17 protein-coding genes and 1 other annotated feature are annotated in these 21,398 nt (G+C 51.8%); of the genes, 6 read left to right on the plus strand and 11 right to left on the minus strand.

What is annotated here, in order from left to right:
• Positions 1-690, plus strand: a 690-nt coding sequence (locus tag EB241_RS02655) for an IS3 family transposase (protein ID WP_124231685.1), incomplete at its 5' end; no start/stop codon positions are given.
• On the opposite strand, the gene EB241_RS21840 is transcribed toward EB241_RS02655, so the two are convergent.
• Complete coding sequence (locus tag EB241_RS21840; RefSeq protein WP_124231686.1) at positions 609-959, minus strand: antiterminator Q family protein; 351 nt, start codon at positions 957-959, stop codon at positions 609-611. The two genes, EB241_RS02655 and EB241_RS21840, sit on opposite strands and share 82 nt — an antisense overlap.
• Before the next feature lie 478 nt (positions 960-1,437).
• Complete coding sequence (gene ushA, locus EB241_RS02665) at positions 1,438-3,081, minus strand: bifunctional UDP-sugar hydrolase/5'-nucleotidase UshA (RefSeq protein ID WP_407644253.1); 1,644 nt, start codon at positions 3,079-3,081, stop codon at positions 1,438-1,440.
• An 84-nt stretch (positions 3,082-3,165) separates the two neighbouring features.
• Here ushA and EB241_RS02670 point away from each other — a divergent pair, with 84 nt between their 5' ends.
• A complete protein-coding gene (locus EB241_RS02670) occupies positions 3,166-4,368 on the plus strand; it encodes an MFS transporter (RefSeq protein ID WP_124231687.1) in 1,203 nt (400 codons plus the stop codon).
• Positions 4,369-4,584: 216 nt separating this feature from the next.
• Positions 4,585-6,270, plus strand: a complete 1,686-nt coding sequence (gene ybaL, locus EB241_RS02675; RefSeq protein WP_124231688.1) for a YbaL family putative K(+) efflux transporter — start codon at positions 4,585-4,587, stop codon at positions 6,268-6,270.
• 17 nt (positions 6,271-6,287) lie between these two features.
• Here ybaL and EB241_RS02680 read toward each other — a convergent pair whose 3' ends face one another.
• The 7 genes from EB241_RS02680 to dnaX all read right to left on the minus strand — a co-directional run bounded on the left by EB241_RS02680 (position 6,288) and on the right by dnaX (position 14,604).
• Positions 6,288-7,595 (minus strand): inosine/guanosine kinase, encoded by a 1,308-nt coding sequence (locus EB241_RS02680; RefSeq protein WP_124231689.1) that lies wholly within the window; start codon positions 7,593-7,595, stop codon positions 6,288-6,290.
• 79 nt (positions 7,596-7,674) lie between these two features.
• Positions 7,675-8,634, minus strand: coding sequence for a ferrochelatase (gene hemH / locus EB241_RS02685; protein WP_124231690.1), 960 nt, complete (start codon positions 8,632-8,634; stop codon positions 7,675-7,677).
• Between the two features lie 115 nt (positions 8,635-8,749).
• Positions 8,750-9,394: an adenylate kinase gene (gene adk, locus EB241_RS02690; RefSeq protein WP_124231691.1), complete on the minus strand. Its 645-nt coding sequence runs from the start codon at positions 9,392-9,394 to the stop codon at positions 8,750-8,752.
• 327 nt (positions 9,395-9,721) lie between these two features.
• Positions 9,722-11,599, minus strand: coding sequence for a molecular chaperone HtpG (gene htpG, locus EB241_RS02695; RefSeq protein WP_124231692.1), 1,878 nt, complete (start codon positions 11,597-11,599; stop codon positions 9,722-9,724).
• 98 nt (positions 11,600-11,697) lie between these two features.
• A complete protein-coding gene (recR, locus tag EB241_RS02700) occupies positions 11,698-12,303 on the minus strand; it encodes a recombination mediator RecR (protein ID WP_124231693.1) in 606 nt (201 codons plus the stop codon).
• Positions 12,303-12,632, minus strand: coding sequence for a YbaB/EbfC family nucleoid-associated protein (locus tag EB241_RS02705; RefSeq protein WP_124231694.1), 330 nt, complete (start codon positions 12,630-12,632; stop codon positions 12,303-12,305). The genes recR and EB241_RS02705 overlap by 1 nt, the downstream gene beginning before the upstream one ends.
• A 43-nt stretch (positions 12,633-12,675) precedes the next feature.
• Positions 12,676-14,604: a DNA polymerase III subunit gamma/tau gene (gene dnaX, locus EB241_RS02710; protein ID WP_124231695.1), complete on the minus strand. Its 1,929-nt coding sequence runs from the start codon at positions 14,602-14,604 to the stop codon at positions 12,676-12,678.
• Positions 13,270-13,331 (minus strand) — a sequence feature (DnaX frameshifting element). (Overlaps the previous gene by 62 nt.)
• 476 nt (positions 14,605-15,080) lie before the next feature.
• Between dnaX and EB241_RS20800 the strand changes: the two genes are divergently transcribed.
• Entirely contained in the window at positions 15,081-18,635 is a 3,555-nt protein-coding gene (locus EB241_RS20800; protein WP_158612369.1) for an autotransporter family protein, read from the plus strand.
• A 346-nt stretch (positions 18,636-18,981) separates the two neighbouring features.
• On the opposite strand, the gene apt is transcribed toward EB241_RS20800, so the two are convergent.
• Positions 18,982-19,533: an adenine phosphoribosyltransferase gene (gene apt, locus EB241_RS02720; RefSeq protein ID WP_124231696.1), complete on the minus strand. Its 552-nt coding sequence runs from the start codon at positions 19,531-19,533 to the stop codon at positions 18,982-18,984.
• 207 nt (positions 19,534-19,740) lie between these two features.
• Here apt and priC point away from each other — a divergent pair, with 207 nt between their 5' ends.
• Positions 19,741-20,271, plus strand: a complete 531-nt coding sequence (gene priC / locus EB241_RS02725) for a primosomal replication protein PriC (protein ID WP_124231697.1) — start codon at positions 19,741-19,743, stop codon at positions 20,269-20,271.
• Positions 20,272-20,543: 272 nt separating this feature from the next.
• Positions 20,544-20,708 carry a pleiotropic regulatory protein RsmS gene (gene rsmS, locus EB241_RS02730; RefSeq protein ID WP_124231698.1) on the plus strand — a complete coding sequence of 55 codons (165 nt, stop codon included), beginning with the start codon at positions 20,544-20,546 and terminating at the stop codon, positions 20,706-20,708.
• Here the strand turns inward: rsmS and acrR are convergent.
• Positions 20,705-21,346 carry a multidrug efflux transporter transcriptional repressor AcrR gene (acrR, locus tag EB241_RS02735; protein ID WP_124231699.1) on the minus strand — a complete coding sequence of 214 codons (642 nt, stop codon included), beginning with the start codon at positions 21,344-21,346 and terminating at the stop codon, positions 20,705-20,707. The genes rsmS and acrR overlap by 4 nt on opposite strands.
• Positions 21,347-21,398: the final 52 nt, after the last annotated feature.

Raw genomic sequence — 21,398 nt, forward strand, 5'->3', positions numbered from 1 at the left:
AGCATTGCCGCGATGGTTACCACCAAAGGTATAAAACTGAGCCGCTGGCGGGCAACAAAGCTGATGAAAGCGCTCAATATTGTCAGCTGTCAGCAACCTGGGCATCGTTATAAGAAGGCGTCTGAGGAACACTTTGAGGTCCCTAATTATCTGGATCGCCAGTTTACTGTTACCGAGCCTAATCAGGCCTGGTGCGGTGATGTGACTTATATCTGGACGGGCAAACGCTGGGCTTATCTGGCTGTAGTACTCGATTTGTTTTCCCGTAAACCGGTTGGCTGGGCGATGTCATTTTTCCCTGATTCAGCACTGACAGGTAAAGCCCTGTCGATGGCCTGGGAAGCACGGGGAAAACCGGCTAATTTACTGTATCACCCGGATCAAGGCAGTCACTATACCAGCAGGAATTTCAGACAGTTACTGTGGAGATATCAGATAAAGCAAAGCCTCAGTCGCCGGGGAAATTGCTGGGATAACAGCCCAATGGAACGGTTTTTCAGAAGCCTGAAAACAGAGTGGGTGCCGGATAAGGGTTACGTAAATTTTAGCGAAGCCAGCACAGCGATAACGAATTACATCACGGGATATTACAGCCAGCTCAGACCTCATCAATATAATGGAGGTCTGACGCCGAATGAATCAGAGCGATTGTTCTGGAAAAACGCTAAAACCGTGGCCAGTTTTAGTTGACCACTACACATGCCCTCTGACAGCTTAAGCTTTCTGCCCAGCGCCCGCTTCGAAATATCCTTAACGTAATGACTAAATAACAGGTCATACGCATCCGGGCGCTTCTGTTTCATTGGGTTCTGCGATGGCATTATGTCCAGAACTTTCTTGTCGCTGCCATTGAGAGCCTGTGGCCCCTGCTTATCCAACTTGCGCTGCGCCAGCTCGCGTGCCACCGTCATCACGCTATCTGGCATACAGGTTAGTGCACCGGTGCCTTTCATATCCATCTTTCCGGTCGGTACGCACTCATCGGTTTTGCGGCTGTGAGTGACGAGGATGATGTGGCAGTTATGCTCATTCTTAAAACCACACAGGCTATCGATGAACGCCTTCTGGCCGGACGCGTCTTCTTCGTCAAAGCCGCATTTTTCCCGGTAATAATAACAAAAAGTTCAATACCATAGCGATGGCGAACATAAGCGAATATTTCCAGAAGGCGGTCGTACTTTTTAATTTGAACACCCATAATCGGCCTGAACACCACTCGTCAGTTCACTGGATTTCAACAAGCTGTGGCGTTGCCGTGCATATGGCTTGCCGGATCAGTCGGCCAGCATCTTTCCCGCTTTCAGTTCGAGCGAGGCCATACATATTGCGGTATGATTTCGGTAACTTTTTTATACTATTTTGCAGCGGATTTTTTCCGAAGCTAAGGACTGGCGGTTTTCAATCATACTAATGAAAGAAAACCACCTTTAATTTTAATTACTTATAAACAATTTCGCCTTTCGGTGCATAAGCCGCTGCATCCAGTGGTGAGTGCTTCTGGATATACTGTTTCAACACTTCCGCATCGACAAACCCGGTGTTTACATAGCCAGGCAGCAGGTTAACCGCCGGATAGCCATCACCGCCAGTGGCATTGAAACTCAGCGTCGCCATACGATAGGTTTTATCCGCCTGAAGCGGTTCACCCTTGATTTTAACGTCACTGACGCCCTTGCCATCAGCGACCAGACCGACATTGGCAAACTGGGCATAACCGCCTGAATCAACGGTGATGTTGGCAACAACCGCCAGGTATTTTTCCACCTCACTGCCTTTCATATCAACATAGGTCAGCGTATTGCCAAAAGGCTGCACCTTCAGTACATCTTTATAGGTGATTTTACCGGGTTCAACTGAATCACGCACCCCGCCCCCACTCATCACCGCAAAGTCTGCACCGGTGCGTTCGATCTGGGCCATCAGGATAAGCCTGGCCAGATTGGTCTGCACAAAGCGCACCTGGCGGCGCTCGCCCTGCAACTCGCCTTTCACGCTACCTATCTGCAGACCCAGCTGCGATTCACCTTTTTTCTGAAACGGCGTCAGTAATTTCAGCATTGCCGGATGCTTTGCAATCTCCTGGGTGTAATTGACCAGGCTGGTGCTGCCATCGGCATTTTTCACTTTGTGTCGCAGATTGATCGGCACCAGTTCGTAGTGATCCAGGGTCAGCGTCCCGTTTTTGAAGGTGAAGTCAGCCCGGCCAATGTACTTGCCCCATTCGTGAGCCTGCACGATCCAGGTACCATTCTGACGATCCGGTTTACAGGGAGTACCGGGCACGTAATCAATCTGTTTAACGTTCTCTTTCGCCATACAGACCGGATCCTGTGAGTGACCGCCAACAATCATATCCAGATAACCGGCTGGCAGTTCACGCGCCATTTCCACATCACCGGGCGCATTGGAACCGTGATGGCCATTGTCATAATGCCCCATATGCGTAACGGCGATAATCACATCCGGCTTCTCGTTGCGGCGCAACTGTTCCACGACGGCTTTGGCTTCGCTGGCGGGTTTGCGGAACTCCATATCGGTGAAGTATTCAGGATTACCAATTTTTGCCGTGTCGTCGGTAGTCAGGCCAATCACCGCAATATTCAACCCCATACGGTTAAACAGTGCGTAAGGCTGAAAAAGCCTTTTACCGGTGCTTTTCTGGTAAATATTGGCAGACAGCAACGGAAACTTAGCCCACTTCTGCTGCTGACGCAGCACTGACAGCGGATTGTCAAACTCGTGATTGCCTATTGCCATCGCATCGTAACCAACCAGATTCATGCCACGAAAATCCGGTTCCGCATCCTGCAAATCAGATTCAGGTACGCCAGTATTGATGTCTCCCCCCGACAGGATCAGTACCGCACCGCCGTGTGCCTGAACATCGTAGCGAATCTTATCCATCATGGTTTTTTGTGCCGCCAGGCCGTACTCGTCACGTTCGTTTTGCCAGAAACGCCCGTGATGATCGTTGGTATGTAAAACAGTAAATTTATAAACCCGGTCTTTAACCCAAGCGTGCGCGGCCAACGGCGTGGTGAAAATGGTGAGTGCCAGCAGCGCCAGCACGTTTTTTTTCATAACCGACATCATGTTTTCCTTGTAAAAAAACGTCAAAAAATATCAGCGTTAAGTAATATTCAAAATTAACGACAGGTTAACTTAATGGCAAGTGAACAGACTCACCCTTCCTCATCGGTCGCCGTGCGGCGAACGGCTTTTGGCATTCTCGGTGCTATCAGCGTCGCTCATTTGCTTAACGATATGTTGCAATCGCTAATCGTTGCTATCTATCCCCTGTTGCAAAGTGAATTTACCCTTAGTTTTGTGCAGATTGGAACGATCACGCTGACCTTTCAGGTCACCGCCTCTTTGCTGCAACCGCTGATTGGCTATTATACCGATAAATTTCCTCAGCCATGGTCTCTTCCGGTTGGGATGGCCTTTACCCTCTCCGGGCTGGGTCTGTTGGCAATAGCGAGTAATTTCCACCTGGTGCTGCTGGCCGCTGTCCTGGTTGGCACCGGCTCGTCCGTGTTTCACCCTGAGTCTTCCCGCGTAGCCAGAATGGCATCAGGCGGTCGTCATGGCCTGGCGCAATCGTTGTTCCAGGTCGGTGGCAACCTTGGCAGTTCACTCGGTCCGTTGCTGGCAGCGCTGCTCATCGCCCCATATGGCCGCAGTAACGTCGCCTGGTTTACCCTGGCCGCACTGTTGGCTATTGTTTTGTTGTTACAGGTCAGCCGTTGGTATCAGTCTCACTATCAGGTGGCAAAAGCCAGTCAGTCCGCTGCCGGGAAAAGCCCTCTCCCCCGGGGTAAAGTCGCCTTTGCTGTCGTTATCCTGCTGCTGCTGATTTTTTCGAAATATTTTTACCTCACCAGTCTGAGTAGCTATTACACCTTTTACCTGATGAATAAATTTGGCCTGTCGGTACAGAGTGCGCAGCTTCACCTGTTTGCTTTTCTGTTTGCCGTCGCGGCGGGAACCATTATCGGCGGGCCGATTGGCGATAAAGTGGGCCGCAAACAGGTGATCTGGGTGTCGATTCTTGGTGTTGCCCCCTTTGCCCTGCTGCTGCCTCATGCCTCACTGGCGTGGACGGGCATACTGTCAGTTATCATTGGCTTTATCCTTGCCTCGGCATTTTCGGCCATCCTGGTCTATGCCCAGGAACTGATGCCTGGTCGGATAGGCATGATTTCTGGCCTGTTCTTTGGCTTCGCCTTTGGCATGGGAGGGCTGGGTGCCGCCGTGCTGGGGATCGTAGCCGATCATACTGATATCAATTTTGTCTATCAAATCTGTGCTTACCTGCCACTTCTTGGCATTCTTACCGTATTACTGCCAGAGAATAAGGGTAAATAAGCCATACCGGCGTGGATATTTTTTTCACGCCGAACCACTCCCCCTTTATAAACAGGCCTTCCAGCAAGATAATCATTAAAAATCAGCTTTACAGCCCACTTTCTGTGTATTTTCACTTTTTATTGTTATTTTCATCAAAATTTTTGAGCGCCAGATAATATTATGCCCTACAATTAAGCCTTACATTCGGACACATTTTTACACACAGGGAGAGATATGCATCACACCACACCGCTTATTACCACTATTGTTGGTGGACTGGTCCTTGCTTTCCTGCTCGGTATGCTGGCCAACAGACTGCGTATCTCTCCTCTGGTAGGTTATCTGCTGGCAGGGGTGCTGGCTGGCCCTTTCACTCCGGGATTTGTTGCGGATACCAATCTCGCGCCGGAGCTGGCCGAACTGGGCGTTATCCTGTTGATGTTCGGCGTTGGCCTGCATTTCTCCCTGAAGGATTTAATGGCAGTCAAAGCGATTGCCATTCCTGGGGCGATTGCGCAGATAGCCGTCGCCACGCTGCTGGGTATGGGACTCTCCTGGTTGATGGGCTGGTCCTGGTTAACCGGGCTGGTGTTTGGTCTTTGTCTCTCCACCGCCAGTACGGTGGTACTGCTACGCGCACTGGAAGAACGTCAGCTGATAGACAGCAAACGCGGACAAATAGCGATTGGCTGGCTGATTGTGGAAGATCTGGTCATGGTACTGGCACTGGTTCTGCTACCCGCCATTGCGGGTATGTTTGAGGAGGGCAGCGCCAGCGTGAGGATGATACTGCTCGATTTGCTGATCGCCATCGGTAAAGTCGTCGCCTTTATGGTACTGATGATGGTGGTAGGACGCCGTGTCGTTCCGTGGATACTGGCGCGCAGCGCCGCCACCGGTTCCCGTGAGTTGTTTACGCTGTCGGTGCTGGCACTGGCGTTGGGGATTGCATTTGGAGCCGTTGAATTTTTCGATGTCTCCTTCGCCCTTGGGGCATTCTTTGCCGGAATGGTGCTTAATGAGTCCGAGCTAAGTCACCGGGCTGCCCATGACACGCTTCCTTTGCGTGATGCCTTTGCCGTGCTGTTTTTTGTCTCCGTCGGAATGCTGTTTAATCCCATGATCCTGGTGAATGAGCCACTTGCGGTTGCAGGCGTGCTGGCGATTATCATGCTGGGCAAGTCTCTTGCAGCGCTGCTACTGGTGCGTCTTTTTGGTCATTCACGTCGTACAGCGCTGACTATTTCTGCCAGTCTGGCCCAGATTGGCGAATTTGCCTTTATCCTTGCCGGGCTGGGGATTTCACTCAACCTGTTATCAGAGGAGGGACGTAATCTGGTGCTGGCAGGCGCCATTCTGTCTATTACGCTTAATCCGGTCCTTTTTGCCATTTTACAGCGCTATTTTGACAGTGCAGGATCCACTGACGAGCAACACACCGAAGAAGAGCCAGAAGAAGAGGAAAAACAGATCCCGGTGGATATTTGCCATCACGCGGTGATCGTCGGTTTTGGCCGTGTTGGCAGCATGCTGGGGAAGAAACTGCTTGAGAACGGCGTTGCCATTGTGGTGGTCGAGAACAGCCGGGCACGGGTGGAAGCACTCAGGGAACAGGGGATCCGCGCGGTACTGGGTAACGCTGCCAGGGTGGAAACGATGGAGCTGGCACGCCTCGACTGTGCCCGTTGGCTGCTGCTGACGATCCCCAATGGCTACGAGGCCGGGGAAATTGTTACTGCCGCCCGGGAAAAACGACCAACCATCGACATTATCGCCCGCGCTCACTATGACGATGAAGTTGATTATATTATTGAACACGGGGCCAATCATGTGGTTATGGGTGAAAGGGAGATTGCGCACAGTATGCTGAACCTGATGCAAATTGACCCGGATGCCGTGCCGCAGGAGTGCCCTGTGTGATCCTTTCCGCGTGACGTTTATCGTTCCCAGTAAGACTCTTCAAGGCTGTCTTCGCGTTCAGGCAGCCCACGACTCAGGCGCGGCGAATGCTGGTTCAGTACCTGATAGCTGACACGATTAGCATATTTGCACACCTGAGCCAGCGAGGAGTAAGTCAGATACTGACGCCCATGTTTACTGGAATTTGGCACATTCAAACGGTGGTAATTATTTGCCGTAATGTCATGCAGCAGTGCCGCAAGTGCACCGTCTCCCGCGCCGTTGGTGTTCATGATCTTTTCCGGCCCTCCCATATAAGGGGCAATATGCGAGTAGATGCGCGCCGGTTGCTGACAATCATGCCGACGCATAGCGCGACTGAATTCATACTGATTGAACTCTGCTATTGCGCCTGGCAACAAGGGATGTTGCGTTTTACGTTTGCCGTCGTCTTCAGTAAAGCCCGCCATATAAAGTCCGTTTGGTCCGGCAGTACACAGCACCAGGTCAACCCAGTCCAGTGCCATATTGGCGGCCTGGAGCGGATCGTTCAGGCCGGTCAGCGCTTCGGCTTCTTCTTCGTTCATCGCCAACACCGAAACATGCTCACAGAGGAAATCACGCCAGAAAGCGGGAGCGTCGCCAATGATATATTTGGTTCCCAGAGTAAGCACCACAGGTACATCATGCTTTTTAGCAAATGAAACCGCCTGCATGGTCGCTTCAGACATCGGCTCACCGGGTTTGCCTCTCAGCAGATAAGCGCTGAGCACCAGTGCAGCAGCCCCGGCAATCACCTCTTCAGCAATGCTTTCTTTGTGCAACTGATTCATCATTCCCGGACTGATGGCAAAGGTACGTTCCCCCTGCTCACCAATCAGGGTGAAGCAGCGACCTATTGCCCCATCAACGCCTTGCAGGTAGTTCAGATCGGTCCTGCTTGAGGTATTGCAAAGATAGCGATAGGCATAGCCGCCAATCTGCACATTATTGCACATTACCCCTAACAGTACCGATCGGTCATCAGCCAGAACCGAATAGTTATGCAGGGTGTTGCCTATGGTGCCACCGGCAAACTGATGCGAGATTAAATTATTCCGGGTCAGTTCTGCATAAAGGGCTTCCGCCACGTCATCTTCAATTACCACCGAATGACCGATGCTCAGACCATAGCGGGCAATAAAGGCATCATCGACTTTGGCTTCAATATCCACCAGCGTTTGATCGATCCCCACGATCCAGCTACACGATATTTCGGTATTTTCTGGCTGTAGCTGCTGTAACAGTGGATCGCGGGCGCTGACGGGGAAATAGTGCTTTGATTTACGCTGACCGGGAAATTTCATCTGGAGATAACAGGAAAGAAAACAATCGGGCGATGATAGCACAGGAATGCGGCAACATGCGCGCATCCCTGTTAACGAATTAATGCTGGCTGTTAACCAGTTCCACCATCATGTCGATATGCAGCGGGTCATCATTGAGAGCCGGTATATACTCAAATTTGGTTCCGCCAGCATGCAGGAATATCTCGCAGTTTTCTCCGCTAATCTCTTCCAGCGTTTCCAGACAATCGGAAGAGAAACCGGGACTCATTACCTGCACATGTCGGATGCCTTTTGCCGGCAGTGATTTCATCGTTTCGTCAGTATAAGGCATCAGCCAGGGCTCACGACCAAATCGAGACTGGAAGGTGAGCATCGCGTCCTGGTTATTCAGGCCCAGTGCAGATACCAGTGCATCGAAGGTGCTGTGGCAACGCTGCGGATAATCATCCCCCTGATCGGCAAAACGTTGCGGAATGCCGTGGAAAGACGTCACCAGCAGATCGGGTTTGCCGTGCTGTGCGAAAGAACGTTCAACCGAGGCTTTCAACGCAGCGATATAAGCAGGATGTTCGGCATAGTCACGAATAAACTGCACCGACGGCAGGCTACGGTAGCCAGCGAAAACGTTGGTGATACCATCCCAAACGGCGGCTACCGTCGAGCAGGAAAACTGAGGATAAAGTGGCAGGACAATCAGCCGGGTAATGCCCTGAGCCATCAGTTTGTCGAGCGCACTGGCGAGGCTGGGGTTGCCATAGCTCATGCCCAGTTCTACCGGCATATCAAGCCGGGCTGCCAGTGCATCACGCTGGCGCCTGCTGTAAACCAACAACGGTGAACCTTCATCCATCCATACAGAAGCATAGAGTTTGGCCACACGCGGAGAGCGAAGCGGCAAAATGGCACCATTGAGAATTGGCCACCACAGCCAGCGTGGTGTATCCACTACTCGCCGGTCACTGAGGAACTGTTTCAGGTAGCGTTTAACCGCCGGCGCGGTAGGAGCATCTGGGGTGCCAAGGTTAACCAGCAGCACACCGGGTTTGTCTTGCCTCATTGTTATTCCTTATGCGGGCATATCAGATGATGAAAACGAGACTTATTTTAGCGGAAAATGGTGGAGGGAAAACCAATTGTTACAACAGGGCCAGTCTGACCTGGCCCTCCAGGAGCTAGCCGAGGATCTTCGCCAGCTCGGCGCTCACCTCAGACACGTTGCGCGTGCCATCAATTTTGTGATACGCCGTATTACCGGCTGCCGCCTCTTTGCTGTAATAAGCAATCAGTGGTGCCGTCATCTGATGGTATTCAACCAGGCGTTTACGGACAGTTTCTTCCTGATCATCTTTACGGGTCGTCAGCGCTTCGCCCGTCACATCATCTTTGCCTTCCACCTTCGGCGGATTAAAGTTGACATGATAAACGCGGCCCGATGGCGCGTGTACACGGCGACCCACAATACGCTCAACAATAAGTTCGTCCGGGACAGCAAACTCCAGTACGTTGTCGACGTTGATCCCTGCTTCCTTCATGGCATCAGCCTGAGGAATGGTCCGAGGAAAACCATCAAGCAGGAAGCCACTACGGCAGTCTTCCTGAGTAATACGCTCCTTAACCAGCGCAATCACCAGCTCGTCGGTAACCAGTTTACCGGCGTCCATGATCTCTTTAGCCTGTTTACCCAGTTCACTGCCAGCCTTAACGGCGGCACGCAGCATATCGCCTGTAGAGATCTGCGGAATACCGTATTTCTCCATGATGAACTGAGCCTGAGTCCCCTTACCTGCACCCGGCGCACCGAGCAGAATAATACGCATTGCGTAAATCCCCTTGCGAATTGCTTAAATGATCATGTTATCCAGGGCAAGAACATACCATCATGATCCCTTATCCACAAGGAACGCGGCGGTTATCCTTCGCTGTACATTGAGGCAGATTATCGTCAAAAACCCGCTGCGGACGCATTTTATAACGGCTTATATCTGTCAGTAAAAGGAGGATGCAGAATTTTAGTGCGAAAAAAACTGAGCGTGGATCTGAGCGGAAGACATGAGGATAAGGGTCGCCACTTAAGTTCACAGGAAGCAGTATCCTGCACAAAAATGGTAACCCTCATCCAATGGGTGACAGGTTACAACGTCGTATTAGCCAAGCAGCAGCTGATTGAGCCGACGTATAAACAGGTTGGGATCGTCGAGCGTACCACGTTCGGCAAACATCGCCTGGTCCAGCAATACCTCAATCCACTGCGCAAAGCGGTCATCGTCCTGCGTATCCGCAGCGCGTTTAACCAACGCATGCTCCGGGTTCAGCTCAAACAGATACTTCACTTCGGGAACGGACTGGCCCGCCGCGGCGAACAGCTTCGCCATCTGGGTACTCATGTCGTTGGCTTCAGTGGTGACAATCGCCGGAGTATCCGTCAGGCGATGCGTCAGACGCACTTCCTTTACCCGATCGCCCAGCAGCGTCTTCACGCGCTCAACGAATGGCTCAAGGGCCTTCTCTGCCTCTTTCTGCTCTTCGCTCTCTTCCTCATCGGCCAGTTTAGACAACGCCTCATCTGCTTTGCTGACTGACTGGAACGTCTTGCCATCAAACTCGGTGAGATAGCTCATCATCCACTCATCAATGCGGTCTGAAAGCAGCAGCACTTCGATACCTTTCTTACGGAACAGCTCAAGATGCGGGCTGCTTTTCGCAGCGGCATAGCTGTCGGCAGTGATGTAGTATATTTTGTCCTGCCCTTCAACCATACGGCTGACATAATCTTCCAGTGATACCGTTTGCGCCGAACCTTCACTGCTGGTGGAAGCAAAGCGCAACAGTTTGGCAATGGTTTCCTTATTACTGCTATCCTCGGCCGGCCCCTCTTTCAGCACCAGACCAAACTGTTGCCAGAACTGCTGGTATTGTGCTTCGTCGTCCTTTGCCACTTTCTCCAGCATTTGCAGGGCACGCTTGCTGAGAGCATTGCGCAGGTTCTGGGTGATACGGCTGTCCTGTAGGATCTCACGGGAGACGTTAAGTGGCAGGTCGCTGGAGTCAATTAACCCGCGTACAAAACGCAGGTAATTAGGCATAAACTGTTCTGCGTCATCCATGATAAACACGCGCTGCACGTAAAGTTTCAGTCCGTGCTTATGGTCGCGGTTCCACATATCCCACGGTGCCTGGGTTGGGATATACAGCAGGCTGGTATACTCCTGTTTACCTTCCACACGATTGTGGCTCCAGGTCAGGGGATCGGCGAAATCATGGGAAACATGCTTGTAAAACTCTTTATACTCGTCGTCGCTGATATCTGACTTATTACGGGTCCACAGCGCCTGGGCTTTGTTGATTTTCTCCCAGCTGGTTGTGTCGTCTTCTTCGTTGCGGGTTTCGATTTCCACCGGCAGCGCAATATGGTCAGAATATTTGCTGATAATGCTGCGAACGCGCCATGCGTCAAGGAACTCATCCTCACCTTCACGCAGGTGCAGCGTTATCTCGGTTCCGCGATCTTCTTTAGTAATATCCGCAATGGTATATTCACCTTCGCCCGCTGATTCCCAGAACACACCTTCATCGGCGCTGGCACCGGCTGCACGGGTACGTACGGAAACCTTGTCTGCCACGATAAACGCGGAGTAGAAACCAACGCCGAACTGGCCGATGAGCTGGCTGTCTTTCGCCTGGTCAGATCCCAGTGATTCAAGGAAGGATTTAGTGCCGGATTTGGCAATGGTGCCCAGGTTTTCAATGACTTCGTTACGCGTCATCCCGATACCATTGTCGCTGAGCGTCAGGGTCCGGTTTTCCTTATCAACAGAAACCCGCACGCGCAGATCGCCGTCTCCCTGATAGAGATCTGGGGTGGAGAGGGCACGGAAGCGCAATTTGTCAGCAGCGTCAGAGGCGTTGGAGATCAGCTCGCGCAGGAAGATTTCTTTGTTTGAGTAGAGGGAATGGATCATCAGGTGCAGAAGCTGTTTTACCTCTGACTGGAAGCCACGCGTCTCTTGTCCTTTCATGGTCATTACTACCTCATCGGATACGTATTGGTATAGGTTGAGGTGAAGAATGGGGGCTGTTGTCAGGATTTCAAGACGGCACGGGGTAAAGTGCCGTTGAATGACTAAAATTTGATCTTGTGTCGTCCGGCCAGAGAGTGTGACAGCGTGGTACCATCCACCATCTCAAGCTCACCGCCAACCGGTACACCGTGGGCGATGCGGCTGGCATCAATGCCGTATTGACCACACATTTGGGCGATATAGTTAGCGGTAGCCTCCCCTTCCACCGTTGGATTGGTCGCGAGGATAACTTCTTTTATCGGCTCGTTCTCCAGGCGCTGCTCCAGACGATCGAGGCCAATGTCTCCGGGGCCAATACCATCCAGCGGAGAAAGATGTCCCATCAGCACAAAATAGCGCCCGGCAAATTGCCCGGTCTGCTCAATCGCATGGATGTCTGCGGGGCTTTCCACCACGCAGATCAGGCCGTGTTGCTGACGGCGGGGATTGGCGCAAATGGTGCAAATTTCCTGCTCGGTAAAGGTACGACAATCGGCGCAATGCCCAATCTCAGACATCGCGCGTGTCAGAGCCTGAGCAAGGCGCATCCCCCCGCTGCGATCGCGTTGTAACAGCTGAAATGCCATGCGCTGAGCTGACTTTGGCCCAACGCCCGGCAGACAGCGCAACGACTCCATCAGGCTTTCAAGGAGCGGACTGGTTTGCATCAGAATGGCATCTTGAAGCCTGGCGGCAGCTGCATTCCGCTGGATACCGCCGCCATTTTGTCTTTTTGTGCTTCAGCAACACGACGGGCAGCATCATTGAACGCCGCCGCAACAAGATCTTCCAGCATCTCTTTGTCATCTTCCAGCAGGCTAGGGTCAACTTCCACGCGGCGACAATTGTGCGCACCGTTGATGGTGACCTTCACAAGGCCAGCGCCTGATTCGCCAGTGACTTCCATCGCGGCGATCTCTTCCTGTACCTGTGCCATTTTGTCCTGCATTTGCTGGGCCTGTTTCATCAGGTTACCCAGTCCGGCTTTTCCAAACATAGTTTTCTCTCTCTGCTCAGGCTGTGCTCTGAGGCACAGCATTTTAAAGGGGGCGAATACTCTCTTCATCAACATCAGCATCAAAAAACTGACGCAACGTCTGAATGTGACTATCCGCGATAATTGACTGGCGCGCATGCGCCAGCTTCTCTTCGTAAATTTTCTGACGCCATTCCAGCGGGGTTAACACCGCAGGATTATCGTCTTCAATCAGCGTTAATTCAACCGGCTGCCCGGTCGACTGACTTAATGCTTCCGTTAACACCTTATGTGCTGAGGAAGAGTTCAGATGACGCTGGCTGGAACGCAGGTGCAGGACTATGCCACTCTCCGTTGTTTGTTTCCAGGCATTCAGCGCCAACTGCTGCACCAGCTTAGGCAGCGTCAGCGTGGCTATTTCCGCCGCCCAGGCGTCACGCTGCTGCGACTCGGTAGCCAGTTTGGCCATCAGCTCCGGGGTTTTCTCATGCTCCAGCGCGGTGCGTAATAATTTCGGTGTGGCGACCGGTTCCGGCTTCACCTCTGCTGTTTGTGCCTTCCAGCGGTATGCCTCTTTTTTTACTGGCTCGGTGGATCCTGAGGCAACCTGCCGTTTCTGGCCGCGATCGCTGACAGCGGCCAGGCGCTCCAGTGCTGAACCTGCCGGCCGCGCACCCTGCGCCGCCGGCTCACTCTTTTTTGGTTTGGTTACTCCCTGCTGGCGCATTAACTGTGTCCGCGCCTGCAATAGCTGGCTGGTGGTATCGGGTAAATTCGCCACCGGTTGCGCCTGAGAGGCTGGCCGCGGCGCTGCGGGGGTTATCGCTATCGCAGAGGGCGCGTTGGATTCGGGGTCCGCTTCCCCATGCATCATGGCTGGACGCCCGACTGGCTCGGCTATCACCTGTTTGGGATGAAAAGCCAGTGCACGCAGCAATGTCATCTCAACCCCCATACGCCGATCCGGTGCCAGCGTCAGTTCTTTTCGTCCGACCAGTAAGGTCTGGTAGTAGAGCTGAACCTCCGCAGGCGGCAGCACTCTGGCCAGCTCACGCAGGCGCTGTTCAACTGCCACAAACGCCTCACTTAGCGCTGAAGAAACAAGCTGAATCATCGCCACCTGGTGAAGCATGGTCAGCATTTCCACCAGTAAAGCTTCCCATTCGACGCCTCTGGCAGCCGCCTGGTTAAGCAGGGACATCACCTTTTCGCCTTCGGCTGCCACCAGCGCTTCGATAAGTGCAAGTGGCTGTTCATCATCCAGCGTACCAAGCATATCGCTGACCGTGGCGGTGGTCACCTGCCCGGCTCCAATGGCAATGGCCTGATCGGTGAGGCTCAGTGCATCACGCATGCTGCCATCGGCAGCCCTGGCCAGCAGTGGCAGCGCCCTGGCTTCTGCCACAATATTTTCTTGCTGCAAAACGTGCTCAAGCTGCCCGTGGATCTGGGTCGCATCCAACGCCTTAAGATGAAATTGCAAACAGCGCGATAAAATAGTGACGGGCAGTTTTTGCGGATCGGTGGTTGCCAGAAGAAATTTCACATGCTCCGGTGGTTCTTCCAACGTTTTCAGCAGCGCATTGAAACTGTGGCGCGACAGCATATGAACTTCATCAATCAGGTAAACCTTAAACCGACCACGAGCGGGTGCGTACTGTACGTTATCCAACAGCTCGCGGGTGTCTTCAACTTTGGTGCGTGAGGCCGCATCGATTTCAATCAGGTCAACGAAACGTCCCTGCTCGATCTCCCGACAGTTGTCACACTGGCCACAGGGCGTGGCCGTGATCCCTGTTTCACAGTTCAGCCCCTTCGCCAGCAGGCGGGCAATGGTGGTTTTCCCTACGCCACGGGTGCCTGAAAACAGATAAGCGTGATGGATACGACCAAGGGCCAGACCATTAGCCAGCGCGGTCAGTACATGTTCCTGACCGACAACATCTGTAAACGCTTGTGGACGCCACTTGCGGGCCAGTACCTGATAGCTCATTAACACATCATCATTAATTTATAGATAATTCCCTAAATCGCGTGTAGCGCGGTTTAGCCACAGTTCAACATACAGCGACAGTGTACCAGTACGGCTGATACCATTCCTATAATTTTGCGTAAATCCTGCCGTTGAATACCGCCATTAACAACAGAATATGCGGGTTATTTAAAAACAATAACGATAAAACTAAAAACATCCGATCAAAAAAAAACAATATCAGTCATAAAATCGCCGAAATAAATAGTATCAATTTTTATCACCCATAATTAAAATAATGACATTGAAAAGTGTTTATTTCAGACAAAAAGAAAAAAACACATCAATATGGTAATAAAATCTCATAAGAAACTTCAGCTATAACAAAAATCATACTCACATGAATCAATGTTATTGCATGATAAATATAGGTTTTTAATTGCAGGTGCAATGGATGCACTTAACACCTTGTTAACAAAAATAATGGAATATATGAAATGGAAATAAAAAAAAACCCTAAAGCCTTCTCTCTACTCACTGCAACAATCCAGCGTCGCCCTCTGATTAACGTTATCAATTCACTTGCTATTATCAGCCTTCCTTTTTTAGGAACAATGAATATAACTTATGCCAGCGATGATGTTGTTATTGGTATTGACGGTAGCAGTGGAGGCAGTGGCAGCTCAGCGAGCAGTGCGGGAAGTGCAACGAACGGAAGCGATGGTAGCAGTGGCTCGGATGCCAGAACGACCAGTAGCGGAGGTAATGGCAGTAATGGTGCAGACGGTAGTAATGGTGCCAACGGCAGCGCCGGAACAGAAGGGAGTTCCGGCGCAAGCGGTGACGATAAAACGTCCACATTGCGCAACGTAAAAGATCAATTAGGGCTACTGCAAATTGGCGGAAGCGGAGGTGAAGGCGGTACGGCTGGGGAGGCATCTGCGGGCACTGACGGTGGAACGGGCGGCGCTGGCGGCAATGGCGGTAACGGCGGCACCACCGGCACGGGGGGTGATGGCGGAGACGGCGGGAATGGTGGTAACGGCGGGAATGGTGCTGATGGCGGTAGCGGTGGCGACGGTGCAGCAGGCGGAAATGGGACGCTGACCATTAACCAAAGTAATTTCACCATCACTAACGGTGTCATTGGGGCTTCGGGTGGTAATGCCAGTGACGGCCAGGACGGTCAGAGTGGTGGTAACGGTGGTGCAGGCAACAGTGGTGGTATAGCCGGAACCAACGGCACCCGCGCATCAGGTGGACTTCCCGGTAATGGCGGTAACGGTGGCAAGGGGGGAACCGGCGGCAATGGCGGTGACGGCGCCTTAGGAGGTGCCGGAGGCAGCGGCAGCATGACGCTGGATAACACCAAGATGAGCGTCAAAAGTGCGTTAACCGTTGGCGGCTCGGCAGGATCTGGTTCCTCAGGTGGAGAGGGTGCTGCGGGTGGCCAGGGAGGTGATGCCTGGACCACATCTGACAGTGCCAGTTCCACGGGTGACAATGGTAGTGGTGGTAACAGTGGCACCGGTGGTAAAGGTGGCCAGGGCGCAAATGGCGGGGATGGCGGTACAGGCATCCTTACACTGACCAACAGTATCGTGAGTGCACAGTCTGTCGCTATTGGCGGTAACGGTGGTAATGGCGGGGACGGTGGCAACAGCGGTGCTAACGGCATATCAGGTACAACCAGCACCTCTGGTTCTGTGGGTGTAGGATCAGCAGGTGGCCAGGGAGGCACCGCTGGTGATGGCGGTTCAGCTGGCGCGGGTTCGATCGTACTTGAAAACAGTACGCTTACTGTTACCTCCGACATTCAGATTGGTGGTAATGGCGGCAACGGAGGTAATGGCGGCGATCTGCAAGGGAGTAACGCTGCTGGTGCCGGGGGCAATGCCAGCGATGGCGCATCCGGCACACTCACTTTCACCTCCAGTGTTATTAACAATAAAGGAACGCTGACGCTGGGAGGCCAGGGGGGTGATGCTGGCGATGGCGGGATCAACAACAGTGCCAAAGGTCGCTCTGGTAATGGCGGTGAGGCAGGCAATGGCGGTACAGGAACGGCTATTTTTATCAGTGGAAGCGGTCAGATCGCCAGCGATATTCAAATCGGTGGACAAAATGGCAACCATGAAGGAGCGCTGAATAACAGTTCTCTGGCGCAAACTGTCGGTGAGGGTGGCGCTGGTATTCTGGATATCCGCGGGGGCACGTTTACAGCAGGAACACTGACGCTGGGCGTGGCAAATATCTGGAGTAGCTTAACGGATACGCTTACCACCATAGAAAATCAGTTTCTACAGAGTGGCGGAACATTCCAGGTCGATAGTTCAGTACTGAATAATGGCAGTATGGCCATCAGTGATGGCATCTTTGCCAGTGAGACCCTGGAAGCAAATCAGGGTACCCTGACGATAAGCGGTGACGGTACTGCCATATTTGGTTCGACAGAACTAAACGAAAATAGCTGGCAGGAAAAGGTCGCGCTGTTACAAGAGGATCTGGCGGTAACGTTCAACGGTAAGCTGGTATTGAGTGGAGACACCACGCTGGATCTCTCCAGCACCGATCTCAACTGGCGCGTAGGCGGAAATGAATATACATCAGGATTAGGCGCGTCCTCCCTCACGGTATTGAATGCCAGATCCTGGATCGATTCTGGTAACGCTGCTCTGGCAATGGGTTCGGCACAGATTGATTCCGGTGCCTATTTGTTGATTCTGACGGATGACAGCATTACCGCTGGAGAATCCTTTACCGCCGTAACCAGCTCAGGTGTGTCAGAGTCGGCTACATGGCAGGAAGCCAATATCAGCACGACCAGCAGGCTACTTACCGCCACACAGACAGCGAGTACAGACTCCACATTAATTACGATTAACAGCGCCAACCTGAGCAGCGCACTTCCCGCCGTTTCTAAGGGGACGACCACCCTGCTCAGTGCAATGAGTGACCAGATTGGCGTCAACGTAACCTCAGACAACGCGGCCCAGCAATTCATCTCGAAAGCGATGGATGTTCGTTACGTCAGCGATGCTGATACGTCAGCCCGACTGGTAGAATCAGCGATTAATCTGGCTTCAATAGCCAATGTTGCCGGCACCAGCTTCCGGGTAATGTCCGCGACCGCTAAAACGCTGTCACACCATCTGTCTATGGGACAGCATTTCTTTCAGGGAACCCCTGTGGAAGAAGGTTTCAACCTGTGGACATCCCTGTTGTATGACAACAGCAGGCTGTCAGGATATAACGCCGGTGGCTTTAACGCTAAAACCAAAACCTGGCTTGGGGGGATCTTCATAGGCGGGGAAGATACGCTGCTCACCAACCTGGGTGGCATTCTGAAAACAGGAGGCGCACTGAATGTCGGTAAAGGTAAGAGCCGATCCATGGGTAACCTCTATCCGGTGAAAAACGATGTCGATTTCTGGGGTGCTTCTCTGTATGGCAGTTGGATCAATGGAAGCTGGAATCTGCTCGGCGATATTAACTACGCGAAAGTCAGCCACAGCATGAAGCAATCGCTTGATCCAATCACCGGCTACTCAAATTTGTCCGGGGACGCTAAATCAACCATTATCAGCGCTGGCCTGACCCGCGAGTACGTCTTTGAAACCGATACCGTTGATATTATGCCTCACGTCGGAATCCGGTATACCCAGTTAAAAAACAACGCCTTTAACGCTAAAAGTGAAGGAAAAGTGCTGTTTAAAAATGGCTCAAACTCTCAGTCATTGTGGTCTGTTCCATTGGGTGTTCGCTTTTCCAAAGAGTATAAGAATGACTCAGGTTACACCCTGAAACCCGCGTTGGATTTATCATGGACTGCCACCGGTAGTGATACCATTAGCGGGACACAGGTGACCATGGCAGGTGTGACAGGCCATGCTCAGGGAGAATCCCGCATAGCTGACAGTTCAGCATATGGCGCAAATGCAGGCTTTTTGCTGCAAAAAGATAATCTCACTTATGGCCTGAACTACGGCATCCAGAAGTCGTCAAATGAAACCTCTCAGACAGTGGCCGCTTCATTTAATCTGAAGTTCTGACCTATAAAGCCGCCTCACAAAAGGCGGCTTTAATTACCGCTTCAGAAAACGCTCAGAGTCCCGACGGACAGCGCCGCTCTTTGCTCCTTTAAGGCGAGAGCACCCTGCCCTTCGCTCCCTTTTTTCCTGATGGCTGGCGTCTTTACGGATCATCCCTGCATTCATACCCAGGTTATCTTCACCCTATCCCTTCATCCGACAGTGAGCCACAGAAGGCATGCTTGCTGCCCATCTTGACAATGCTACAAGGCGGTGGTTTTGATTGAACATTAAAAAGGCTGGTTACAGACAAAATGTAACCAGCCTTTCCAGTCAGGGTCAGGCACTGACGTTGGTGAAATCCGGCTCAGTGGCCCGGAAAATTCACCAGACTGAAGCATTCAATTCCCACAGCATTGAGACGCGCCTCACCGCTCAAATCGAACAGGTTGATAATGAAGGCGGCGTGTTTCACTTCGCCACCAGCACAGCGGATCAGCTTTGCCGTCGCCTCTATTGTGCCACCCGTAGCAAGCAAATCGTCCACTACCAGCACGGTGTCAGCTGAAGTAATAGCATCACAGTGCAGCTCAAGCCGGTCTGTGCCATATTCCAGCTCGTAGCTTTCAACAAACGTTTTACGTGGAAGCTTTCCTGGTTTACGCACGGGAACAAAACCCACGCCCAGTCCTAATGCCACGGGGGCACCAAACAGAAATCCACGCGCCTCGGTACCCACCACTTTAGTGATACCAGCATCACGATAACGTTCAACCAGCAGTTCAATGCTAAGAGCAAAGGCTTCAGGATCTTCCAGTAAGCTGGTAACGTCACGAAACAGAATGCCTGGCTTGGGATAATCAGGGATACTTTTGATGCTGTTTTTAAGGAATTCAAGCTGCTGCGCTGTTGCGGTCATAATTTTATGCCTGGTAAATACAAATCTGACTCACGCAGCTTCAGCGGCTCTTACCACATCGGTTCACAGAGCCTGGCGTTCATTCAGGGGGGAAGCTACGCACGAAAGCGGACAAATTTATGCAAACCCACGGGTAATTGCAACCTCAGAAAGCAAAACATCCTTCGTTAAGGCTATCATAAGCGGCAGAGTAAAGGAGTGAGTAAAATGAAAAGAGGACGTCTGCTGTCACAGTTAGAAGTAAAACTGCAAGAACTGGCGCTGGCTGTCGCACCTCACGTAAACGAAAGAACCGCCAGCGCGCGTTTTGACGGTCAGCTGTTTCACTGCAACAGCACCCGCCTTGGGGATTATCTTAAGGAGGTGCACCAGAGTCTGGATATGCTCAAACAAAGCATTAATGGCCATCATAATGAGAGCGTGGCATGGGTAGCCGAACGGATGGTACTACAGATTGGCGCGTTGCAGCGCGAGATAGCGACCCGGACGTTACGTAAAGCCGAGATCCGTTCAGAACCTGAAAGTGACAGTCTGTATGAGAAACTGGCAAAACATCAGGATTACGCAAGACGGCTACGCGCCATGATTTCTGACCGGGAAAGTCAGCTTGAGCAACAGGATACACTGGCGCAACAACAACACCTGCAACGGGAAATTGCAGCACAGGAAGGACGTTTACAGCGTTGCCTGCAAGCATTAAAACGAATTGAACGGGCAATAGAAAAAAGTGAACAGTAGCGCCCGTATTTTAATGGCGATAAGCAGTGGTGTTTTTCTCTGAGAAGCCATTATTGACCTGTTCAAGGTGTTCCACCGCTCTTTCGATTGTTACCCCGGTGGCTGGTCGCTACGCTGATAACTGCTACGGTTGGTGCATTGCCAGACGGCGATATCACCTCCTTTGCGGTTATGGCACACTGGCCAGAACGCTGCCGGTTTCATTTCCCAACAGGCTGATTATGGTGCTGGTGATAAGAAAACGACGCATCTGAATATTAATAAGGAACACTATGTCACTTGATACCGCTTCGGAAGAAATAAAGCTGGCCGTTGATTTGATTATGCTGCTGGAAGAAAACGCCATCCCACCGCACACCGTGCTGGCGGCTCTGGCGATTGTTCAGCGTGATTTTGAAAAAAAACTGACGGTAGCAACGGTAGCAGAGGATCGCTAACCGCTGGCAAGACGCAGGGACTGACTGTGTTTCAACATATCAATTAACACTTCCACCAGTGGTGGTGCATCAGCGGCCAGATCAAAGCTTTCAGGCATAAACAGCCAGTTCTCTATCAGCCCGGTAATGTAGCCTCGCATCACTATCGCCGCACGACGCGTATCCAGATTGGCAGGCAGCTGTCCTGACTGTATGCACTGACGCAGGACATCTTCAATTTTTTCGTAACACTCAAGGTACAAGGTTTGCTGCATCATCTGCAAAGAGGCCATTTCACCCACAAACTCACATTTGTGGAAAATAATTTCCATCAGTGCGCGTCGACGTGTATCTCTCACTGTCGCTTCAAGGACATAGGAAATCATTGAACGCATAACTGACAGTGGATCGAAAGGATATTTTGATTGATACTCAAGTTCTAAGACTTCCAGCACCGACTGCGATTGGCCCCATATTTCATCGAGTAAGTCGGTCTTGTTTTTGAAATGCCAGTAAATTGCACCTCGCGTCACCCCTGCCGCATTAGCGATATCGGCGAGTGACGTTTTAGACACACCGTATTCGGAAAACCTGTCAATTGCCGCATCAATAATTTGATTGCGCGTTTCTAACGCCTGTTGTTTGGTTTTTCGTGCCATATGCGGTTTTTTACAATGAGGTGTGCTTACATACATTTTCGAATGTATGTAA

The organism is Erwinia psidii (assembly GCF_003846135.1).
Classification (GTDB): domain Bacteria; phylum Pseudomonadota; class Gammaproteobacteria; order Enterobacterales; family Enterobacteriaceae; genus Erwinia; species Erwinia psidii.

Coding starts and splice junctions, on each gene's coding strand:
- EB241_RS21840 (WP_124231686.1), bottom strand. CDS start 959: ATGGATATGAAAGGCACCGGTGCACTAACCTGTATGCCAGATAGCGTG.
- EB241_RS20800 (WP_158612369.1), top strand. CDS start 15,081: ATGGAAATAAAAAAAAACCCTAAAGCCTTCTCTCTACTCACTGCAACA.
- ushA (WP_407644253.1), bottom strand. CDS start 3,081: ATGAAAAAAAACGTGCTGGCGCTGCTGGCACTCACCATTTTCACCACG.
- dnaX (WP_124231695.1), bottom strand. CDS start 14,604: ATGAGCTATCAGGTACTGGCCCGCAAGTGGCGTCCACAAGCGTTTACA.
- apt (WP_124231696.1), bottom strand. CDS start 19,533: ATGACCGCAACAGCGCAGCAGCTTGAATTCCTTAAAAACAGCATCAAA.
- acrR (WP_124231699.1), bottom strand. CDS start 21,346: ATGGCACGAAAAACCAAACAACAGGCGTTAGAAACGCGCAATCAAATT.
- hemH (WP_124231690.1), bottom strand. CDS start 8,634: ATGAGGCAAGACAAACCCGGTGTGCTGCTGGTTAACCTTGGCACCCCA.
- EB241_RS02705 (WP_124231694.1), bottom strand. CDS start 12,632: ATGTTTGGAAAAGCCGGACTGGGTAACCTGATGAAACAGGCCCAGCAA.
- EB241_RS02680 (WP_124231689.1), bottom strand. CDS start 7,595: ATGAAATTTCCCGGTCAGCGTAAATCAAAGCACTATTTCCCCGTCAGC.
- rsmS (WP_124231698.1), top strand. CDS start 20,544: ATGTCACTTGATACCGCTTCGGAAGAAATAAAGCTGGCCGTTGATTTG.
- htpG (WP_124231692.1), bottom strand. CDS start 11,599: ATGACCATGAAAGGACAAGAGACGCGTGGCTTCCAGTCAGAGGTAAAA.
- EB241_RS02670 (WP_124231687.1), top strand. CDS start 3,166: ATGGCAAGTGAACAGACTCACCCTTCCTCATCGGTCGCCGTGCGGCGA.
- priC (WP_124231697.1), top strand. CDS start 19,741: ATGAAAAGAGGACGTCTGCTGTCACAGTTAGAAGTAAAACTGCAAGAA.
- adk (WP_124231691.1), bottom strand. CDS start 9,394: ATGCGTATTATTCTGCTCGGTGCGCCGGGTGCAGGTAAGGGGACTCAG.
- recR (WP_124231693.1), bottom strand. CDS start 12,303: ATGCAAACCAGTCCGCTCCTTGAAAGCCTGATGGAGTCGTTGCGCTGT.
- ybaL (WP_124231688.1), top strand. CDS start 4,585: ATGCATCACACCACACCGCTTATTACCACTATTGTTGGTGGACTGGTC.